Origin of the sequence: Paractinoplanes toevensis (assembly GCF_018332695.1) — a bacterium.
Lineage (GTDB): Bacteria > Actinomycetota > Actinomycetes > Mycobacteriales > Micromonosporaceae > Actinoplanes > Actinoplanes toevensis.
In genome coordinates this window covers 230119-246048 of record NZ_BOQN01000038.1, presented here as the reverse complement: position 1 = coordinate 246048, position 15930 = coordinate 230119, and the positions used below count along the sequence as shown (strand labels likewise).

The 15930-nt window shown below is 70.7% G+C and carries 18 protein-coding genes and 2 pseudogenes; 14 read left to right on the top strand and 6 right to left on the bottom strand.

What is annotated here, in order from left to right; translation table 11 throughout:
* Positions 1-26: 26 nt before the first annotated feature.
* Genes Ato02nite_RS13950 through Ato02nite_RS13935 form a run of 4 tightly spaced genes read right to left on the bottom strand, consistent with a single transcriptional unit; the run spans position 27 to position 4245 of the window.
* Positions 27-1004, bottom strand: a complete 978-nt coding sequence (locus Ato02nite_RS13950) for a D-ribose ABC transporter substrate-binding protein (protein WP_213006896.1) — start codon at positions 1002-1004, stop codon at positions 27-29.
* Positions 1005-1016: 12 nt separating this feature from the next.
* A complete protein-coding gene (locus Ato02nite_RS13945; RefSeq protein ID WP_213006895.1) occupies positions 1017-2096 on the bottom strand; it encodes an ABC transporter permease in 1080 nt (359 codons plus the stop codon).
* Complete coding sequence (locus Ato02nite_RS13940; protein ID WP_213006894.1) at positions 2093-3613, bottom strand: sugar ABC transporter ATP-binding protein; 1521 nt, start codon at positions 3611-3613, stop codon at positions 2093-2095. Before Ato02nite_RS13940 ends, Ato02nite_RS13945 begins: the two co-directional genes overlap by 4 nt.
* Positions 3610-4245, bottom strand: a complete 636-nt coding sequence (locus Ato02nite_RS13935) for a DUF2291 family protein (protein WP_213006893.1) — start codon at positions 4243-4245, stop codon at positions 3610-3612. Before Ato02nite_RS13935 ends, Ato02nite_RS13940 begins: the two co-directional genes overlap by 4 nt.
* A gap of 276 nt (positions 4246-4521) precedes the next feature.
* Between Ato02nite_RS13935 and Ato02nite_RS52975 the strand changes: the two are divergent.
* The 7 genes and pseudogenes from Ato02nite_RS52975 to Ato02nite_RS13905 form a co-directional block, all read left to right on the top strand.
* A pseudogene (locus Ato02nite_RS52975) lies at positions 4522-4623 on the top strand (nucleoside hydrolase-like domain-containing protein); the annotation flags it as partial.
* 13 nt (positions 4624-4636) lie between these two features.
* Positions 4637-5374, top strand: a pseudogene (locus tag Ato02nite_RS52970) (DUF1593 domain-containing protein); the annotation flags it as partial.
* Positions 5375-5474: 100 nt separating this feature from the next.
* Entirely contained in the window at positions 5475-5672 is a 198-nt protein-coding gene (locus tag Ato02nite_RS13925; RefSeq protein ID WP_213006892.1) for a hypothetical protein, read from the top strand.
* Positions 5673-5723: 51 nt separating this feature from the next.
* Positions 5724-6710, top strand: a complete 987-nt coding sequence (locus Ato02nite_RS13920; protein WP_246606873.1) for a sugar-binding transcriptional regulator — start codon at positions 5724-5726, stop codon at positions 6708-6710.
* A gap of 52 nt (positions 6711-6762) precedes the next feature.
* Positions 6763-7245, top strand: coding sequence for a hypothetical protein (locus Ato02nite_RS13915; RefSeq protein ID WP_213006891.1), 483 nt, complete (start codon positions 6763-6765; stop codon positions 7243-7245).
* Between the two features lie 4 nt (positions 7246-7249).
* Positions 7250-8383, top strand: coding sequence for a sensor histidine kinase (locus Ato02nite_RS13910; protein ID WP_213006890.1), 1134 nt, complete (start codon positions 7250-7252; stop codon positions 8381-8383).
* On the top strand, positions 8380-9021 hold the full coding sequence (locus Ato02nite_RS13905; RefSeq protein WP_213006889.1) for a response regulator transcription factor: 642 nt from the start codon (positions 8380-8382) through the stop codon (positions 9019-9021). Before Ato02nite_RS13910 ends, Ato02nite_RS13905 begins: the two co-directional genes overlap by 4 nt.
* Before the next feature lie 7 nt (positions 9022-9028).
* On the opposite strand, the gene Ato02nite_RS13900 is transcribed toward Ato02nite_RS13905, so the two are convergent.
* Positions 9029-9733, bottom strand: a complete 705-nt coding sequence (locus Ato02nite_RS13900) for an SDR family oxidoreductase (protein WP_213006888.1) — start codon at positions 9731-9733, stop codon at positions 9029-9031.
* Between the two features lie 101 nt (positions 9734-9834).
* On the opposite strand from Ato02nite_RS13900, the gene Ato02nite_RS13895 reads away from it, so the two are divergent.
* The 7 genes from Ato02nite_RS13895 to Ato02nite_RS13865 all read left to right on the top strand — a co-directional run bounded on the left by Ato02nite_RS13895 (position 9835) and on the right by Ato02nite_RS13865 (position 15541).
* Positions 9835-10680: a LysR family transcriptional regulator gene (locus Ato02nite_RS13895; RefSeq protein WP_213006948.1), complete on the top strand. Its 846-nt coding sequence runs from the start codon at positions 9835-9837 to the stop codon at positions 10678-10680.
* 25 nt (positions 10681-10705) lie between these two features.
* Complete coding sequence (locus tag Ato02nite_RS13890) at positions 10706-11221, top strand: GNAT family N-acetyltransferase (protein WP_213006887.1); 516 nt, start codon at positions 10706-10708, stop codon at positions 11219-11221.
* 88 nt (positions 11222-11309) lie between these two features.
* Complete coding sequence (locus Ato02nite_RS13885; protein ID WP_213006886.1) at positions 11310-11669, top strand: hypothetical protein; 360 nt, start codon at positions 11310-11312, stop codon at positions 11667-11669.
* A gap of 172 nt (positions 11670-11841) precedes the next feature.
* Complete coding sequence (locus Ato02nite_RS13880) at positions 11842-13767, top strand: MMPL family transporter (RefSeq protein WP_246606872.1); 1926 nt, start codon at positions 11842-11844, stop codon at positions 13765-13767.
* Positions 13764-14237 carry a hypothetical protein gene (locus tag Ato02nite_RS13875; RefSeq protein ID WP_213006884.1) on the top strand — a complete coding sequence of 158 codons (474 nt, stop codon included), beginning with the start codon at positions 13764-13766 and terminating at the stop codon, positions 14235-14237. Before Ato02nite_RS13880 ends, Ato02nite_RS13875 begins: the two co-directional genes overlap by 4 nt.
* 69 nt (positions 14238-14306) lie before the next feature.
* A complete protein-coding gene (locus tag Ato02nite_RS13870; protein WP_213006883.1) occupies positions 14307-14918 on the top strand; it encodes a ClpP family protease in 612 nt (203 codons plus the stop codon).
* On the top strand, positions 14918-15541 hold the full coding sequence (locus Ato02nite_RS13865; protein WP_213006882.1) for a ClpP family protease: 624 nt from the start codon (positions 14918-14920) through the stop codon (positions 15539-15541). The genes Ato02nite_RS13870 and Ato02nite_RS13865 overlap by 1 nt, the downstream gene beginning before the upstream one ends.
* 8 nt (positions 15542-15549) lie before the next feature.
* Here the strand turns inward: Ato02nite_RS13865 and Ato02nite_RS53255 are convergent, their stop codons facing one another.
* Positions 15550-15924, bottom strand: coding sequence for a helix-turn-helix domain-containing protein (locus Ato02nite_RS53255; protein WP_213006881.1), 375 nt, complete (start codon positions 15922-15924; stop codon positions 15550-15552).
* Positions 15925-15930: the final 6 nt, after the last annotated feature.

Genomic DNA, 15930 nt, shown 5'->3' with positions numbered 1-15930 from the left:
TCTCCTCGGTGCTTCGTGATGCGGGGTCAGGAGGCGACGGCGAAGTCCGTGACCGACTTCGCGTTGTCCGGGTTCACCAGCACGCAGTCGACGGACTGCTTCTCCGGCTGGTCGGTCTTGCCGCCGGCCTTGATGTACGCGTCGGCCTGGTCGACGGCCATCTCCGAGATCTTGCTGGCCGGCTGGAGCACGGTGGCCTTGATGCCGTCCTTGAGGATCGACGCGACCACGTCGGGGCTGCCGTCGAAGCCGACGACGACGATGTCCTTCTTGGCGGCCTGCACGGCGGCCCAGGCGCCGAGCGCCATGGTGTCGTTGCCGGCGATGATGCCCTTGATGTTCGGGTGGGCCTGCAGGATCGTCTGGGTCTTGCTGAGCGCCTCGGCCTGATCCCAGTTGGCGCTCTGCTGGGCGACCATCTTCAGGTCCGGGAACTGATCGAGTACGCCGTGGTAGCCCTGCGAGCGGACGCCGGCGTTGGTGTCGGTGGGCTTGCCGGTCAGCTCGGCGTACTCGCCCTTGTTGCCCATCAGCTTGGCGAACTCTTGGCCGCCGAGGCCGGCGCCCTGGGCGTTGTTGGAGACGATCTGGGCGACCGCGACACCGGTCTTGTTGATCTCCCGGTCGACCAGGAAGGTTGGGATGCCGGCGTCCTTGGCCCGCTGGATCGCGGTGACCGAGGCGTCCGCGCCCGCGTTGTCCAGGATGATCGCGGCGGCCTTTCGGGAGATGGCGGTGTCGACCTCCTGGCTCTGCTTGGTCGGGTCGTCGTCGTGGCTGAGCACCAGGGTCTCGTAGCCGAGCTTCTTGGCCTGGGCGGACGCGGCATCCTGCTCGGCCTTGAAGAAGACGTTGTCCGGGGACGGGGTGATGATCACGATCAGCTTCGAGGCGGCCGGAGTGGCGGCGGTGCCCGAATTATCCGAGGAGTCGTCGCCGCCGCCACAGGCGGTCAGAGTGAGAAGTGAGGCGGCGGTAGCGACAATCAGCAGTTTTTTGAACATGGGGGAATCCCTTCAGGCCGTTCTTTTGGTGAGACCCGACTGCAGGCGCTGCTGCGCCTGCTCGGTGATGACCGCGAAGACGATGACGGCGCCCTTGACCACCGACTGCCAGAAGGTGGAGACCCCCACCAGGACCAGGCCGTCGCTGAGGAAGCCGATGACGAAGGCACCCATGACGGTGCCGATGATGGTGCCGCGGCCGCCGGCTAGGGCGGTGCCGCCGAGGACCGCGGCGGCGATCGCGTTGAGCTCGTAGGTGGTGGCGGTGTCCGGGTAAGCGGCACCCAACTCCGACGTGAGCAGGAGACCGGCGAGCGCGGCGCAGGCGCCCGAGATCACGTACACGGCGATCTTGATGCGGTTGACCCGGATGCCGGAGAGGACCGCGGCGCGTTCGTTGCCGCCCACCGCGAAGATCCGGCGCCCGAAGGGCGTCCGGGTGGTGACCACGATGGCGGCGACCGCGACCAGCACCATGATCCAGACGGCGACCGGGATGCCGAGCAGGCTGTCCACCCCGATGAAGTGGAAGCCTTCGTTCCCCCGCGCGGCGGAACCGGCCAGATCGGGGTAGGTGCCGCCGTTGCTGTGCAGCTGGGCCAGGCCGCGAGCGACGTACAGCATGCCGAGCGTGGCGATGAACGGCGCCACCTTGAACCGGGTGATCAGCACGCCGTTGACCGCGCCGACCAGCGCACCCACCACGATGCCGATCAGGATCACGACGGCCACCGAGAAGAAGACCGTGCCGCCCGGCACGTTCAACCCCTTGAACAGCAGCCCGCCGGAGACCATGCTGGCCAGCCCCGCGATCGAGCCGACCGACAGATCGATACCGCCGGTGAGGATGACGAACGTGACGCCGATGGCCAGGATCGCGTTGATGGCCACGTGCTTGGTCATCAGGATCAGGTTGCTCTGCGTCAGGTACTCCGACGAGATGGCGCTGAAGATCAAGATCAGAAGGACGAGGACCACGAGGGTACGGCCACGGAGCAGCAACAGCGCGGCCCGGGCGAGGGCCTGGTTCCGGGGTGCGTCCGGCGGTGGCGCCGCGGTCTTCGCCGGCGCCGCGACGTGGGTGTCGGTCATTGCTGGCCCTCCAGGACACTCTCGGAAGCGGAGGCGGTGACGAGGGCCTCCTCGGTGACGGTCTGCGCGGTGAACTCGGCGGTGATCCGGCCCCGGGCCATCACCAGGACCCGGTCGGCCATCGCCATCACCTCGGCCAGCTCGGACGAGATGAACAGGACGCCGAAGCCCTGCGCGGCCAGGTCGGCCATCAGCGCGGCGATCTGCGCCTTGGCGCCGACGTCGATGCCTCGGGTGGGCTCGTCGAGCAGGAGGACGACCGGCTCGGTGAGCAGCGCCCGGGCGAGCACCACCTTCTGCTGGTTGCCGCCGGACAGCGCGGTCACCGTGGCGGCGAGGCCGGGGCTCTTGATGGCCAGTTCGCGCACCTTGGCGTCGGCCGTGCGCTGCTCGGCACCGCCGGTGAGAAGCCCGGCGCGGGTGAACCGGGCCACGGTGGCGAGCAGGATGTTGTCCCGGACCGACATGGTCTGCACCAGGCCGTCGCGCTGCCGGTCCTCGGGCACCAGCGCCAGGCCGCCGGCCATCCGGGCCTGCACGGTGCCCTTCGGCTCGGGTTTCCCGCGCAGCAGCACCTCGCCGGCCGACGCCCGGCGCATGCCCATCAGGCACTCCATCAGCTCGGTGCGACCGGCGCCCATCAGCCCGTAGATGCCGACCACCTCGCCCTTCCGGACGGCGAGCGAGACATCGTGGAAACCCGGGGCGGTCAGACCCCGTGCCTCCAGCAGCAGGTCGCCGACCGGTGAGCTGTTGCGGACGTAGAGCGAGTCGGGGTCGCGGCCGACCATCTGCCGGACGATCCAGCCGGTGTCGGTGGAGTCCATCGACTCGTGCGCGACCAGGCTGCCGTCGCGGAAGACCGTGACCCAGTCGCCGATCCGGCGGAACTCGTCGAGCTTGTGCGAGATGTAGATGACCGTCACGTCCTGCGCGCGCAGGTCGGCCATCACCCCGAACAGCACGTCGACCTCGTGGTTGGACAGCGCCGAGGTGGGCTCGTCCATGATCAGTACGCGGACGTCCTCGAGCAGCGCCCGGCCGATCTCGACGAGCTGCTGCTGGCCGATCGGGAGATCGCCGACCAGCGTGCCGGGGTCGAGCCGGTCCTGGCCGAGCCTTTTCAAGACCTCACGGGTACGGCGTCGCTGCGCGCCCGAGTCGACGAACCGACCCCCGCGTCGCAGCTCGCGACCGGCGAACATGTTCTCGGCGATCGACAGGTTCGGGAACAGGCTCAGCTCCTGGTGGATGATCCCGATGCCCCTCTTCATCGCCTCGCGGGGACTCGCCAGGACGACCGGCTCGCCGTCGAGCAGGATCTCGCCGCTGGTCGGCTGCTCCGAGCCGGAGAGGATCTTCATGAGCGTCGACTTGCCGGCGCCGTTCTCGCCGACCAGCACGTTGACCTTGCCCTGGTGGGCGGTGAAGGTGACGTCCTTGAGCGCGCGTACGCCGCCGTAGCTCTTGCTGATGTTCCTGGCCTCGAGAACGGCGCTGGTTTTCCCGGCGCTCATGGCGCCACCGTCAGCTCGGTCGGGACCAGGAAGATCGTGCCGGGCGCGAGGCTGGAGAAGGCACCGTAGAAGTCGATCTTCTTGCCCTTCACGGCGGCGAGATCGACCTTGGCGATCACGTCGGTCTTGACCCGGCTGTTGATCTGGTTGGCCACGTCGGCGTAATCGATCTGGTTGGTGAAGTCGCCGAACGAGATGAAGCCGACCGCGTCGCGGACCGCGGTGCCGGCGATCACCGGCCCGGTGGCGATGGTCAGCTTCAGGCCGCCGGCCTGCACCGTCATCGGCCCGGTCGGCGAGGATTTGTCGACCTCGGTGACCACGCCCGAGCCCTTGACCATGTACGCGAACGGGCTGCCGGTGCCGGATCGGTGGCCGTACTGCTGGCCGGCCGCCTCGGGGTCCTTCGCGATCGCCGCCGCCACGGTGGTCACGTCGACCGCCTTGTCGTGCACGGTCGGCACGATCTTCGCGGCCCAGTTGTCCGCGACGTAGGTCTTGGGGTCGGTGGCCGTCGAGCCGGCCGCGGCCTGACCGTCCTTCTCGTACACATAAACGCCCGGCACCTTCGAGCAGGCGGTGACCAGCACTGCCGTGAGGAGGAGCGCGGCCACCCGGGGGATCACCTTCATGCTGAATATCCATTCATAGGCGACTGGCCATGCGCTTACTGTGAACGCTGGATGTCGCCGTTGTCAACGGGCGTGACGTCTTGACTCTCAGATGACGAGATGATTACCGTTCGCACCCGGTACCGATGCAGGGCTGAATTTCTATGCATCGAAGGGACGTGCGTATGCCAGCCAGACGAATCTTGATCGCCGCGGCTCTCGCTCTCGCGCTACCGCTGGCCGCAGTCACTCCGCTCAGGCATCGTCTTTCCGGAAGCCCGACAACCTCGCATCATCGTGTCGCAGGACGGCGAGGTGGACGACATGGACTCGTTCATCCGGTTCCTGTATTACGCCAACGAGTTCGACATCGCGGGCATCGTCTACTCCAGCTCCCGGGAACGGCGCCGACGTGGCGCCCTACCGCTGGACCGGCACGGCCTGGCTCGACGAGTACATCGACCGGTACTCGAAGATTTACCCCAACCTGCGCCGGCACGCCTCCGGATATCCCTCGCCGGCCAAGCTGCGCTCGCTGTACAAAATCGGAAACGTCGACAACGTCAGCGAGATGGAGAAGGTCACCCAGGGCTCGTCCTGGATCGAAAAAGTGATCCTGGACGACAAGCCGGGGCCGCTCTACATCCAGTCCTGGGGTGGCCTCAACACCACCGCGCGGGCGCTGAAGTCCATTCAGGAGAAGTACCAGGGCACTCACCGGTGGCCCGCCCTCCAGCGGAAGATCAGCCAGAAGGTCGTCATCTACAACATCCTCAACCAGGACGCGACCCTCGATGGGTACATAAAACCCAACTGGCCGGATCTGAAGATCGTCGACAACCAGAGCCAGTTCTGGAGCTTCGCCTACCTGTGGACCCGGCAGGTGCCGGCCGATCAGCAGTTCGCGCTCCGGGGCCCGTACATGGAGCAGAACTTCCTGACCGGGCACGGTCCGCTGCTCTCGGAGTACCGCACCTATCGGGACGGCAAGCCGACCCCCGGCGACGACGAGAACAACCGCTGGCGTCCTGATCAGAATCTGACGTACGGGCTGCACGACTTCATCTCCGAGGGCGACTCCCCCTCGTTCCTCTACCTGCTCGACTTCAACGGGCTGCGGTCCTCGGAGTCGCCGACCTACGGCGGGTGGGGTGGGCGATTCACCCCGGTGTCCTACGGCTGGCTGGACACCTCCGACGTCAACCCGGCCACCGGCGCCGCCGATCGGGCCTACCCGCAGACCCGCTGGGGTGGCCGACCTGCAGAACGACTTCGCGGCCCGTGCCCACTGGGGTGTCACGCCGCGTTACCGCGACGCCAACCACCACCCGGGGTCGTCCGTACGCGAAGGATTGGATCTCCGGGTCCGGAAGGGCCAGAAAGTGACCCTGCACGACGGCACGCCCCCGCTCAAGCACTACCAGCGGGTCATCGTCACGGTGAAATAGCCGATCGGGAGGGGTGGTCCGACCGGGCCGCCCCTCTCCATCCGAGGTTGAATGGATATTCTTCCAGTGGTGGACAGCTATACGCCCGAGTTGGCGACCGATCAGATCCGGCTGCTCACCAAGGTCGCCCGGATGTACCACGAGCGCGGCATGCGCCAGCCGCAGATCGCCGCGCAGCTGCACATCTCCCAGCCGCGGGTGTCCCGGCTGCTCAAGCGGGCCGTCGACCTCGGCATCGTGCGAACCACGGTGATCGCCCCGCGCGGCGTCTACGCCGAGCTGGAGGAGCAGATCGAGCAGGCGTACGGCCTGACCGAGGTGATCGTCGCCGACACCGACGACCAGGCCGACGAGGCCCACATCATGCGGGCGCTCGGTGCCGCCGCCGCGGTCTACCTGGAGACCACGCTGATGGGCGACGAGCGGATCGGCGTCTCCTCGTGGAGCTCCACCATCCTGGCCACCGTCGAGGCCATGCACCCGCGGCCCACCCCGGTCGCCGACCAGGTCGTGCAGATGCTCGGCGGCGTCGGCAACGTGACCGCGCAGACCCAGGCGACCCGGATCGTCGGCCGGCTGGCCGCGCTGACCGGCGCCCAGGCCGTCTACCTGCCCGCGCCCGGGTTGCTCGCCTCCGGCGACATGCGGCAGATGTTCGTCTCCGACCCCAACATCGAGCCGGTCCTGCAGGCCTACCAGGGTCTGACGATGGCCCTGGTCGGGGTGGGCAGCATCGAGCCGTCGCCGCTGCTGCGGGAGAGCGGCAACGCGTTCGCCGAGAGCGAGCTGCCCGCCCTGCGCGGCGGCGGCGCGGTCGGCGACGTGTGCATGCGCTTCTTCGACGAGACCGGCGCGCACGTCGAGTCGGCCTTCGACGCCCGGGTGCTGGGCATCGCCCCCGACACCCTGCGGGCCGTCCCCCGCCGCGTCGCGGTGGCCGGCGGCACCCGCAAGACCGTCGCGATCCGGGCCGCCCTGCGCGGCGGCTGGGTCAACGTGCTGATCACCGACCTGCAGGTGGCACGCAGCCTGGTCTGATTACCACCCGTGGTTGGTGCCATCTTTTCTCCGCGGAACCGACTCTGTAGGCATGACCTCGATCAACCTGCTCCTCGGCCTCGCACTGATCGTCTACATCTGCTCCAAGCAGCTCACCTGGCGGCCCGTCGACCCGGCCCGGATGTTCAAGTTGCCGCTCATCCTCGGCGTCGTCGGCGTGGTGTCGCTCTCGAAGGAGGCGGCCACGATCCACCCGGTCGACGTGGTCATCCTCGGCCTGTCCGCGGTGCTGGCGGTGATCTCCGGCGCCCTGATGGGCCGGATCGCCCGGTTCCGCCGGTCCCCGGCCGACCCGCGGGTCGTGGAGACCCGCACCGGCGCCCTCGGCATCGCCATCTGGATCGGCCTGATCGCGGTCCGCGTGGTGCTCGACGTGGCCGGCCACCGGATGGGCTCCGACCTCGCCGTCTCCACCGGCAGCATCCTGCTGGTCCTCGCGCTCAACCGGGCCACCAGCGCGCTGGTCGTCTCGGCGCGCCAGCCCCGCCGCGATTTCGCGATGGCCGGAAACTAGACACGTGCTCCTCACCCCCATCCAGCGTCCGTGGGCCGCGGTCCTGAACCTGATCGGCATCGTCTTGGTGGCGGTCGATCTGGCCCAGCGGTCGCTGGACGGCGCCCCCGTCGCGGTGGCGATCGCGGCCTGGGCGGCCTGGGCCGCCTGGCTGGTGGTGATCTTCGTGCCGGAGCGCCGGGGCCGCCTGCGCGCCGCCCTCTACCTCGGTATGGTCGCCGGCGGATCGCTGGCCGCGATCACCACCGACGTGGTCGGCTTCGTGCCCGCCGCCGTGGCCCTGATCGTGCTGGCCGGCACCCCCGCGTTCCCGCTGCGCCTGGTCGGGGTCGCCGCGGCCGGATCGCTGATCCTGATCGCGGCGGACGCGTTGATCTCCACCCCGCACCGCGGCAGCCTGACCGGTGTCCTCTCCTTGGTGGCCGTGACCGGGATCGGCGGCCTGAGCCGCCGGCAGTACCGCATCTCCGAGGCACAGTCCCTGGCCCTGCTGGAGGAACGGCTGGCGGTGGAACAGGAACGCGCCGAGGTGGCCGCCCTGACCGAGCGCTCCCGCATCGCCCGCGACCTGCACGACGTGCTCGCCCACTCGCTGGGCGGCCTGGTCATCCAGCTGGAGGCGGTCGACGCCCTGCTCGAGTCGAACCGCACCGGCGAGGCCCGCGACCGGGTCCAGGCGGCCCGCAAGCTGGCGGTCTCCGGCCTGGACGAGGCCCGCCGGGCGGTGACCGCCCTGCGCGAACCGGACGAACCGCTCTCCACGATCGTCGCCGCCCTGGCCACCACCCACCGCACGCTGGGCGGCCAGGTCGCGGTCCGCGGCAACGCCGACCGGGGCACACTGACCGCCGCCGGCCGCACGGCCGCCCGCCGCGCCGTGCAGGAACTGCTCACCAACGCCCGCCGGCACGCCCCCGGCGCCCCCACCACGCTCGACCTGGACTGGGACGACGACATCTTGACGATCACCGCCTCGACCCCCGGCGGCGCCCGGGAACAGGAGCGGATCTCGCCGGGCGGTGGGCACGGTCTGGCGGGGATGCGGGAGCGGGTCAGCGAGGCGGGCGGCTCCATGGACGTACGGGAAGGGGCGGCCTTTGACGTTGTTCTTCGGCTGCCCGGGAAGATGTCGTCATGATCCGTGTGCTCGTCGCCGACGACCAGGCGACCGTGCGGGACGGCCTGGTCACCTTGCTCGACCTGACCGAGGGCGTCGAGGTGGTCGGGGCCGCGGCCGACGGCGTGGAGGCGGTGCGGCTGACCGCCGAGCTGCGTCCTGACGTGGTGCTGATGGACCTGCGCATGCCGAACCTGGACGGCGCCGGCGCGACCGCCCGGATCATGGCCGAGACCCCGGGGACGGCGGTGCTGGTGCTGACCACCTACGCCGACGACGAATCGCTGGCCGGCGCGCTGCGGGCCGGCGCCCGCGGTTACCTGACCAAGGACGCCGGCCGGGCCGAGCTGGCCGCCGCGGTCCGCTCGGTCGCCTCCGGCCAGGCCACCTTCGCCAAGGAGATCGCCGACCGCCTGGTGCTGGGCTTCACCACCGCGCCGGCGCCCCAGCCCGGCCTGCGCGAGCGGTTCCCGGCCCTGACCGCCCGCGAGGCCGACGTGCTGGAGGCGATCACCGTGGGCCACAACAACGCCCGGATCGCCGCCGACCTGTTCCTGAGCGTGGCCACGGTGAAGAGCTACATCAACTCGATCTTCGCAAAGCTCGGCGCCCGCGACCGAGCCCACGCCGCCGCCATCGCCCTGGGCCGCTCGGATTAGGGCCTGGTCACCAGGGGATGACGCCGTCGTCGTTGACGAACTGGCCGGTCGGGCTGCCGTCGGGGAGGGTGGCCAGGCGGATCGCGGTGGCCGCCGCCTCCTGGACCGGGCGGCCCTGGCCGCCGGTGAAGTCGGTCGCCACCAGGCCGGGGCAGGCGGCGTTGACCAGGATTCCGGTGCCGGCCAACTGCCGGGCGTACTGCACGGTGATGGCGTTGAGGTAGGACTTCGTCGGGGCGTAGGCCGCCATGATCGGGCCGGCCTGCCAGGTGAGCGAGGCCATGCTGGTGGAGATGTTGACGATCCGCGGCGACGGGGCGTGCCGCAGCAGCGGGAGCATCGCGTTGGTCACCCGGATCACGCCGTACACGTTGGTGTCCACGACCTCGCGGACCACGTCGAGGTCGAGCGTGGTCGGGTCCTGCACCCACCCCGGTCCGGTCGGTCCCGCGATGCCGGCGTTGTTGACCAGGACGTCCAGGCGGTCCAGCAGTGACGCGGCCGCGGTGACGCTGCGGTCGTCGGTGACGTCCAGCGGGACCGCGAACGCGTCCACCCCGGCCGCCCGCAGCGTCTTCACGGCCGCCTCGCCGCGGGCCCGGTCGCGGGCACCCACCGCCACCCGGTAGCCCCGTGCGCCCAGGCCGGCCGCGATCTCGTACCCCAGTCCCTTGTTCGCGCCGGTCACCAGCGCGGTCTTCGTGTCGCTCATGACGCCGATGCTGACTCGCCGGGCGGCGGTGTCCTTACACCGTTCCGGTTCGCTGTCATACCCGGCCGGTATCACCGCGTTATCGTCGGACCGTGGACACGCTGGAGACCCGCGAGCTCAGGTATTTCGTCGCCGTCGCCGAGGAGTTGCACTTCAGCCGGGCCGCCGAGCGCCTCGGCATCGCCCAGCCGCCGCTGTCCCGGGCGATCCAGCAGCTGGAGCGGCGGCTCGGCGTCACCCTGCTGGACCGCGACCGCCGCGGCGTCGCCCTCACCGGCGCGGGTCAGGTGCTGCTCGACGAGGCGCGCGCCATCCTCGACGGCGCCGCCGCGGCCGCCCGCCGCACCCGCCGCGCGGCCGCCGGCACGAACCGGCTGGTCCTCGCCACCAAGGCGGGCGCCAACCACGAACTGCTGCGGAAGCTCCTCGACGCGCACGCCGCCGAACCGGACGCGGCCGAGATCGAGGTGCTGCTGTGCGGGATGGGCGACCAGGCCCGGATGCTGCGCGACGGGCGCGCCGACGTGGCGCTGATGCAGCGGCCGTTCGACGCCCTGGCCGGCTTCGACACCGAGGACCTGCTCACCGAGCAGCAGGTCGCCGTGCTGCCGGCCGGGCATCCGCTCGCCGCCCGGACGTCGCTGACCATGGCCGACCTCGGCGCCGTCCCCGATCTGCCGGTCGCCCGCTGGCCGGGCCAGGACGGCAGCTACCAGCCCGGCCCCGGCCCGGAGATCCACGATCTGTCGCAGCTCGCCCAGCTGATCGCTCTCGGCCACACGGTGGCGGTCATCTGCGCCTCGTCCCGGTCCTGGCTGTGGAGCGCGCACGTCGCCGTGCCGGTGACCGACGCACCGCACGTCACCACCGTGCTGGCCTGGCCGGCGCACAGCCGGTCGCACGCCGTCGCCGGCCTGGTCCGCACGGCGGCCCGGCTGTCCTTCTGAGCGACCTCGGGCGTACGTTTCGGGAATGGAACCAGGCATCCTGTCCGGGACACTGGTGCGCCTGCGAGCGGCGGTTCCGGCCGACGTTCCGGCGCTCGCCGCGATCCGGGCGACACCCTCGGTCCACCAGCGGTGGGGCGGGGACGACGACCTGGCCGGCACCGTGGCCGCCGACCTCGCCGATCCCGGCACGCAGGTGCTGGTCATCCTCTACCAGGAGCGGGTCGTCGGCGCCGTTCAGTGGAGCGAGGAGGACGACCCCGACTACCGGCACGCCGGCATCGACATCTACCTCGACCCGGCGGTGCACGGCCGGGGGCTCGGCACCGACACCGTGCGCACCGTGGCCCGGCATCTGATCGACGACCTCGGCCACCATCGCCTGGTGATCGACCCGGCCGCCGACAATCACGCCGCGATCCGGTGCTACGCGAAGGCCGGCTTCCGTCCGGTGGGGATCATGCGCCGCTACGAGCGCGGCCCGGACGGCACCTGGCACGACGGCCTGCTGATGGACCTGCTGGCCGGCGAGCTGACCTGACGGTCAGTCGTCAACGGCCGAAAACCTCGAACAAAACCGGTTCAGGTCGTACGTGTGTGGTGGCCACAATGGGGGAATGCATGGACGCATGTCGATTGATGCCGAAGAACTGACGACCTGCCCCGCCCGTATCACGCTCGACGCGGCACAGCTGGCCTTTTTCGACGGCCTCCCGACCGCGGCACCGAGCCTGCAGTCCGAGCTGGGCTGCGAACTCGAACAGGGCCACGAAGGCTCGCACGCCGCGCTCGGCCAGCAGGTGGATGCCACGATGTGGTGGCTGCAGTGGACACTGAGCGCCTCCGAGATCAACCCGTACACCTGGTGCCCGGCCCGCCAGACACCCACCGCGCAGAGCCGCGCCGACACCGATTGCGCACTGTTCGACGGACACCCCGGCCGGCACTCGTCGGCCAAGACCTACTGGCAGGCCGACGAGGCGGCCTGAACCGGTTCAGGAAAGATCGTCCACCCGCCGACCGGCTACGGCGGCGGGTGGACGGAAAGACCATCCTCCGTTCCACCCGTGGGTGGTGCTGCTTCTCCTCGGACGCGCCGAGCATCGGCGGTGACGCCGCGGATGGGCCGCGGCCGGGGAAGTGGGGTTTGCCGTGGCCGCGATGCTTGCTCGGGTCGGTGCGTTCTGTGCTCGGCGGCGCTGGCCGGTGCTGGGCGCCTGGCTGATGGTGCTGGTGCTCGCGGTGGGCCTGGCGGCCCGTTTCGCCGAGCCGCTCGGCACCGAGCTGACCGTCTCGGGGCTGTCGTCGACGCGGACGCTCGACCAGGTGAACGCGGAGTTCGGGAGCGGCGGCGACGAGGGGCGGGTGGTCTTCGCCGCACCGGCCGGGCATACGCTCGCCGCGTACCGGCCGGCTCTGGCCGCCCTCGGCGCGGCGCTCGGCGCCCAGCCGACTCTGTCCCCCGGCGGCCGCATCGGCTACTTCTCGGTGGCGTCGGCACCGGCCGCCGCCCTCGACCAGGCCCGCGGTGCCGGGCTGCAGGTCGAGGAGTCGTCCGAGCTGGCGCCGCCGCCGGAGGGGGGCAGTTCGCCCGCCATCGGGCTGCTCATCGCGCTCGTCATCCTGCTGATCACGTTCGGGTCGCTCAGCGCGGCCGGCATGCCGCTGTTGACCGCGGTGCTCGGGCTCGGGGTGTCGCTCGCCGGCCTCTACGCGCTCACCGCGCTGGTGCCGGTCACCTCGATCGCGCCGACCCTGGCCATCCTGCTCGGACTGGCCGTCGGCATCGACTACTCGCTGTTCCTCATCGACCGGCATCGCCGCCAGCTGCGCGACGGTGCCCCGGACGTACGGGAATCGATCGCCCTGGCCACCGGCACCGCCGGATCGGCGGTGTTCTTCGCGGGCCTCACCGTGATCATGGCCCTGGCCGGGCTGGCGGTGGCGCGGGTCGGGTTCCTCACCCAGATGGGGCTGGCCGCGGCCGGAGCCGTGCTCGTGGCGATGCTGATGGCGCTGACGCTCACCCCGGCCCTGCTGAGCCTGGCCGGGCGCCGGGTCGTCGGCCGGCGGAAGCCGCGGGCCGCCCGGACCGCACCGCGCTGGGCCGGATTCGTGGTCCGGCACCGCGGGGTCGCCACGGTGCTGTCGGTGCTGCTGCTCGGTGCCCTCGCCGTGCCGGTGCTCGGCATGCGGCTCGGGCTGCCCGACGACGGCAGCGATCCGTCGAGCACCACCGACCGGCGGGCCTACGACCTGATCGCCGCGGGTTTCGGGCCGGGCGTGAACGGGCCCCTGCTGGTGCTGGTTCGCGACGGTGCGGTGACGAGCGAGCAGATCGCCGCGTTGCCGGGCGTCGCCACGGTGCTGCCACCGGCCGTCAAGGGCGACGACACGCTGCTGACGGTCGTACCGTCCAGCGGGCCGGATGATGCGGCGACGGCGACCCTGGTCGCCCGGCTGCGGAAGCTCGACGTGAGCGTGACCGGGCAGACCGCCGTGGCCATCGACATCTCCGACCACCTGGCCGCCGCCCTGCCGCTCTACCTCGCGCTCGTGGCCGGGTTCGCGTTCGTGCTGCTCCTGGTGGTGTTCCGGTCGGTGCTGATCGCCGCGAAGGCGGTGCTCAGCTTCCTGCTCAGCCTCGGCGCGGCGCTCGGCTGCACGGTTCTGGTGTTCGGGCCGCTGCTGGCGTTCCTGCCGACCATCGTGATCGGTGTCCTCTTCGGTCTGTCCATGGACTACGAGATGTTCCTGGTCTCCGGCATGCACGAGGAGCACCGGCGGGGCGCCGCCGAACCGGTCGTCAGCGGTTTCGCCCGCGGCGCCAAGGTCGTGGTGGCCGCCGCGCTCATCATGATCGGGGTGTTCGGCGGTGGGGTGGCCGGCGGCGACCCGGTGACCCGGCCGATCGCGTTCGCCCTCGCGGCCGGCATCATCGTCGATGCCTTCGTGGTGCGGCTGGTGCTCGTCCCGGCGGTGATCTCGCTGTTCGGACGGGCCGCGTGGTGGCTGCCGAAGCGGCTCGACCGGATGGTGCCGGCGGTGGACGTCGAGGGCACCGACTTGATCGTTAGCAGGGCATGATCCTGCAGCTCGCCGTCGCCGGTGCGGTTCTCGCCGCACCGGTGACCTACGACCCCCACACCATGACCGGTTACGTCGGTCAGCGCGACGTGCGGCACGCCTTCGGCTGGACCGCGGCGACGCTGGCCACCCGGGCCCCCGGCCTGGTCTTCAACCAGGAGTTCTGGACCGACGACAGCTACACGGTCAGCTGCGGCAACGGATCCTTCCCGGTGACGCACCACCGCGACTTCGGGCGTTACTGGCTGACCGTCAAGGCCACCGGCGGGTACGGCACGGTGACCGGCTGGCGGATCACCGGCGCCAGTTCCGGCATCTCCGGCACCTCGGTGGCACCGGCGGCCGGCCAGCCCTGCCCGCTGCCGGGCCGCGGGACGACCATCGTGCGGGCCGTCAAAACCGGGACAAAGGCCGGCTGCGAACTGACGGTCACCTCCGAGGACGTACGCCGGGACCTGCTCGTCTGCTAACGGCAGATCCGCTTGGTCCCGGGCCCTCGCCGAACCCATCGTGGATTCCATCAGCCAGAGGGAGACACCATGCAACCAGGGACCGGACTCAGCTCCATCGACGATCAGGTAGCCGCCCGGCTGCTCCATCAGCGCATCATCGTTCTCGGGTCCGAGGTCGACGACCCGATCGCGAACCGGCTGTGCGGGCAGCTGCTCCTGCTGTCGGCCGAAGACCCGCGCGGCGACATCAGCCTCTACATCAACTCGCCGGGCGGGTCGGTCAGCGCCGGCCTGGCCATCTACGACACGATGCGGCTGATCCCCAACGACGTGAGCACGCTCGCGCTGGGACTGGCCGGCAGCATGGGCCAGTTCCTGCTCACCGCGGGGACGCCGGGCAAGCGGTTCGCGCTGCCGCACGCCCAGGTCCTGATGCACCAGGGCTCGGCCGGGTTCGGCGGCACCGCCGCCGACGTCGAGATCTACGCCGACCAGCTGGAACGCATCGGTACGCTGCTGCTGCGGCTGACCGCCGAGCACACCGGCCAGCCCCTGGAGAAGGTCGAGGTGGACAGCCGGCGCGATCGCTGGTTCACCGCCACCGAGGCGCTCGACTACGGCCTCATCGACCACGTCCTGGACAGTGTCGACGACGTACGCCCGTCGATGACCCGCCAGCCGATGGGATTGGGTGTCTGATGGCCGGCCAGTACACGATCCCCACCGTCATCGAGAAGACCCCGAACGGCGAACGGGCCTTCGACATCTACTCGCGGCTGCTGTCCGACCGCATCATCTTCCTCGGCACGGAGATCGACGACGGCGTCGCCAACGTGGTGATCGCCCAGCTCCTGCACCTGGAGTCGGCCGGCGAGCAGGAGATCGGTCTCTACATCAACTCGCCCGGCGGCTCGTTCAGCGCGCTCACCGCCATCTACGACACGATGAACTTCATCCGCTGCAACATCGCCACCATCTGCGTGGGGCAGGCGTCATCCGCGGCGGCGGCGCTGCTGGCGGCCGGCACCCCCGGCCGGCGCTCGGTGCTGCGGCACGCGAAGGTCACCCTGCACCAGCCGTCCAGCCAGGCCCGGGGCACGCTGCCCGACCTCGCGGTGGAGGCCAAGGAGGTGGCCAAGGTGCGGGCCGAGATGGACGAGATCCTCGCCGAGCACACCGGGCATCCGGTCGCGAAGATCCGGGCGGACACCGACCGCAGCATGGCCCTGACCGCGGCCGAGGCGGTCGCTTACGGCCTGGCCGACCGGGTGATCACGCGCCGGTCCGAGGTGCGGGCCTATCGCCTGGACAGCGCGGCATAGGGCCGGTCCTAGGCGGCCAGGAGCATGACGCTGCCGCCGCCGCTGCCGCCGTACGACGCCGACGGGGGCGCGGCGCGGTGCAGCTGGGTGGTGGCCAGCCGGAGAACGGGGGCCAGGGTGGCGGCACGGTCGAGCTCGAGATCGTGCCGCACCTCGGCCAGCAGGTCGGCCAGGTCGATGCGCAGCGAGTCGCAGACCGAGGCCAGGATCTCGGAGCTCGGCTCCTTGCGGCCGCGCTCGACCTCGGAGAGGTATTGCACCGAGACGTTGGCCTGCCGGGCCACCTCGGCCAGGGTGCGCCGCTGCTCCTGACGATGGCGGCGCAGCACCTCGCCGACCAGGATGCGGAGCAGTGGCCGGGGGTGTCGCGCGATGTCCGCCATGGGCTC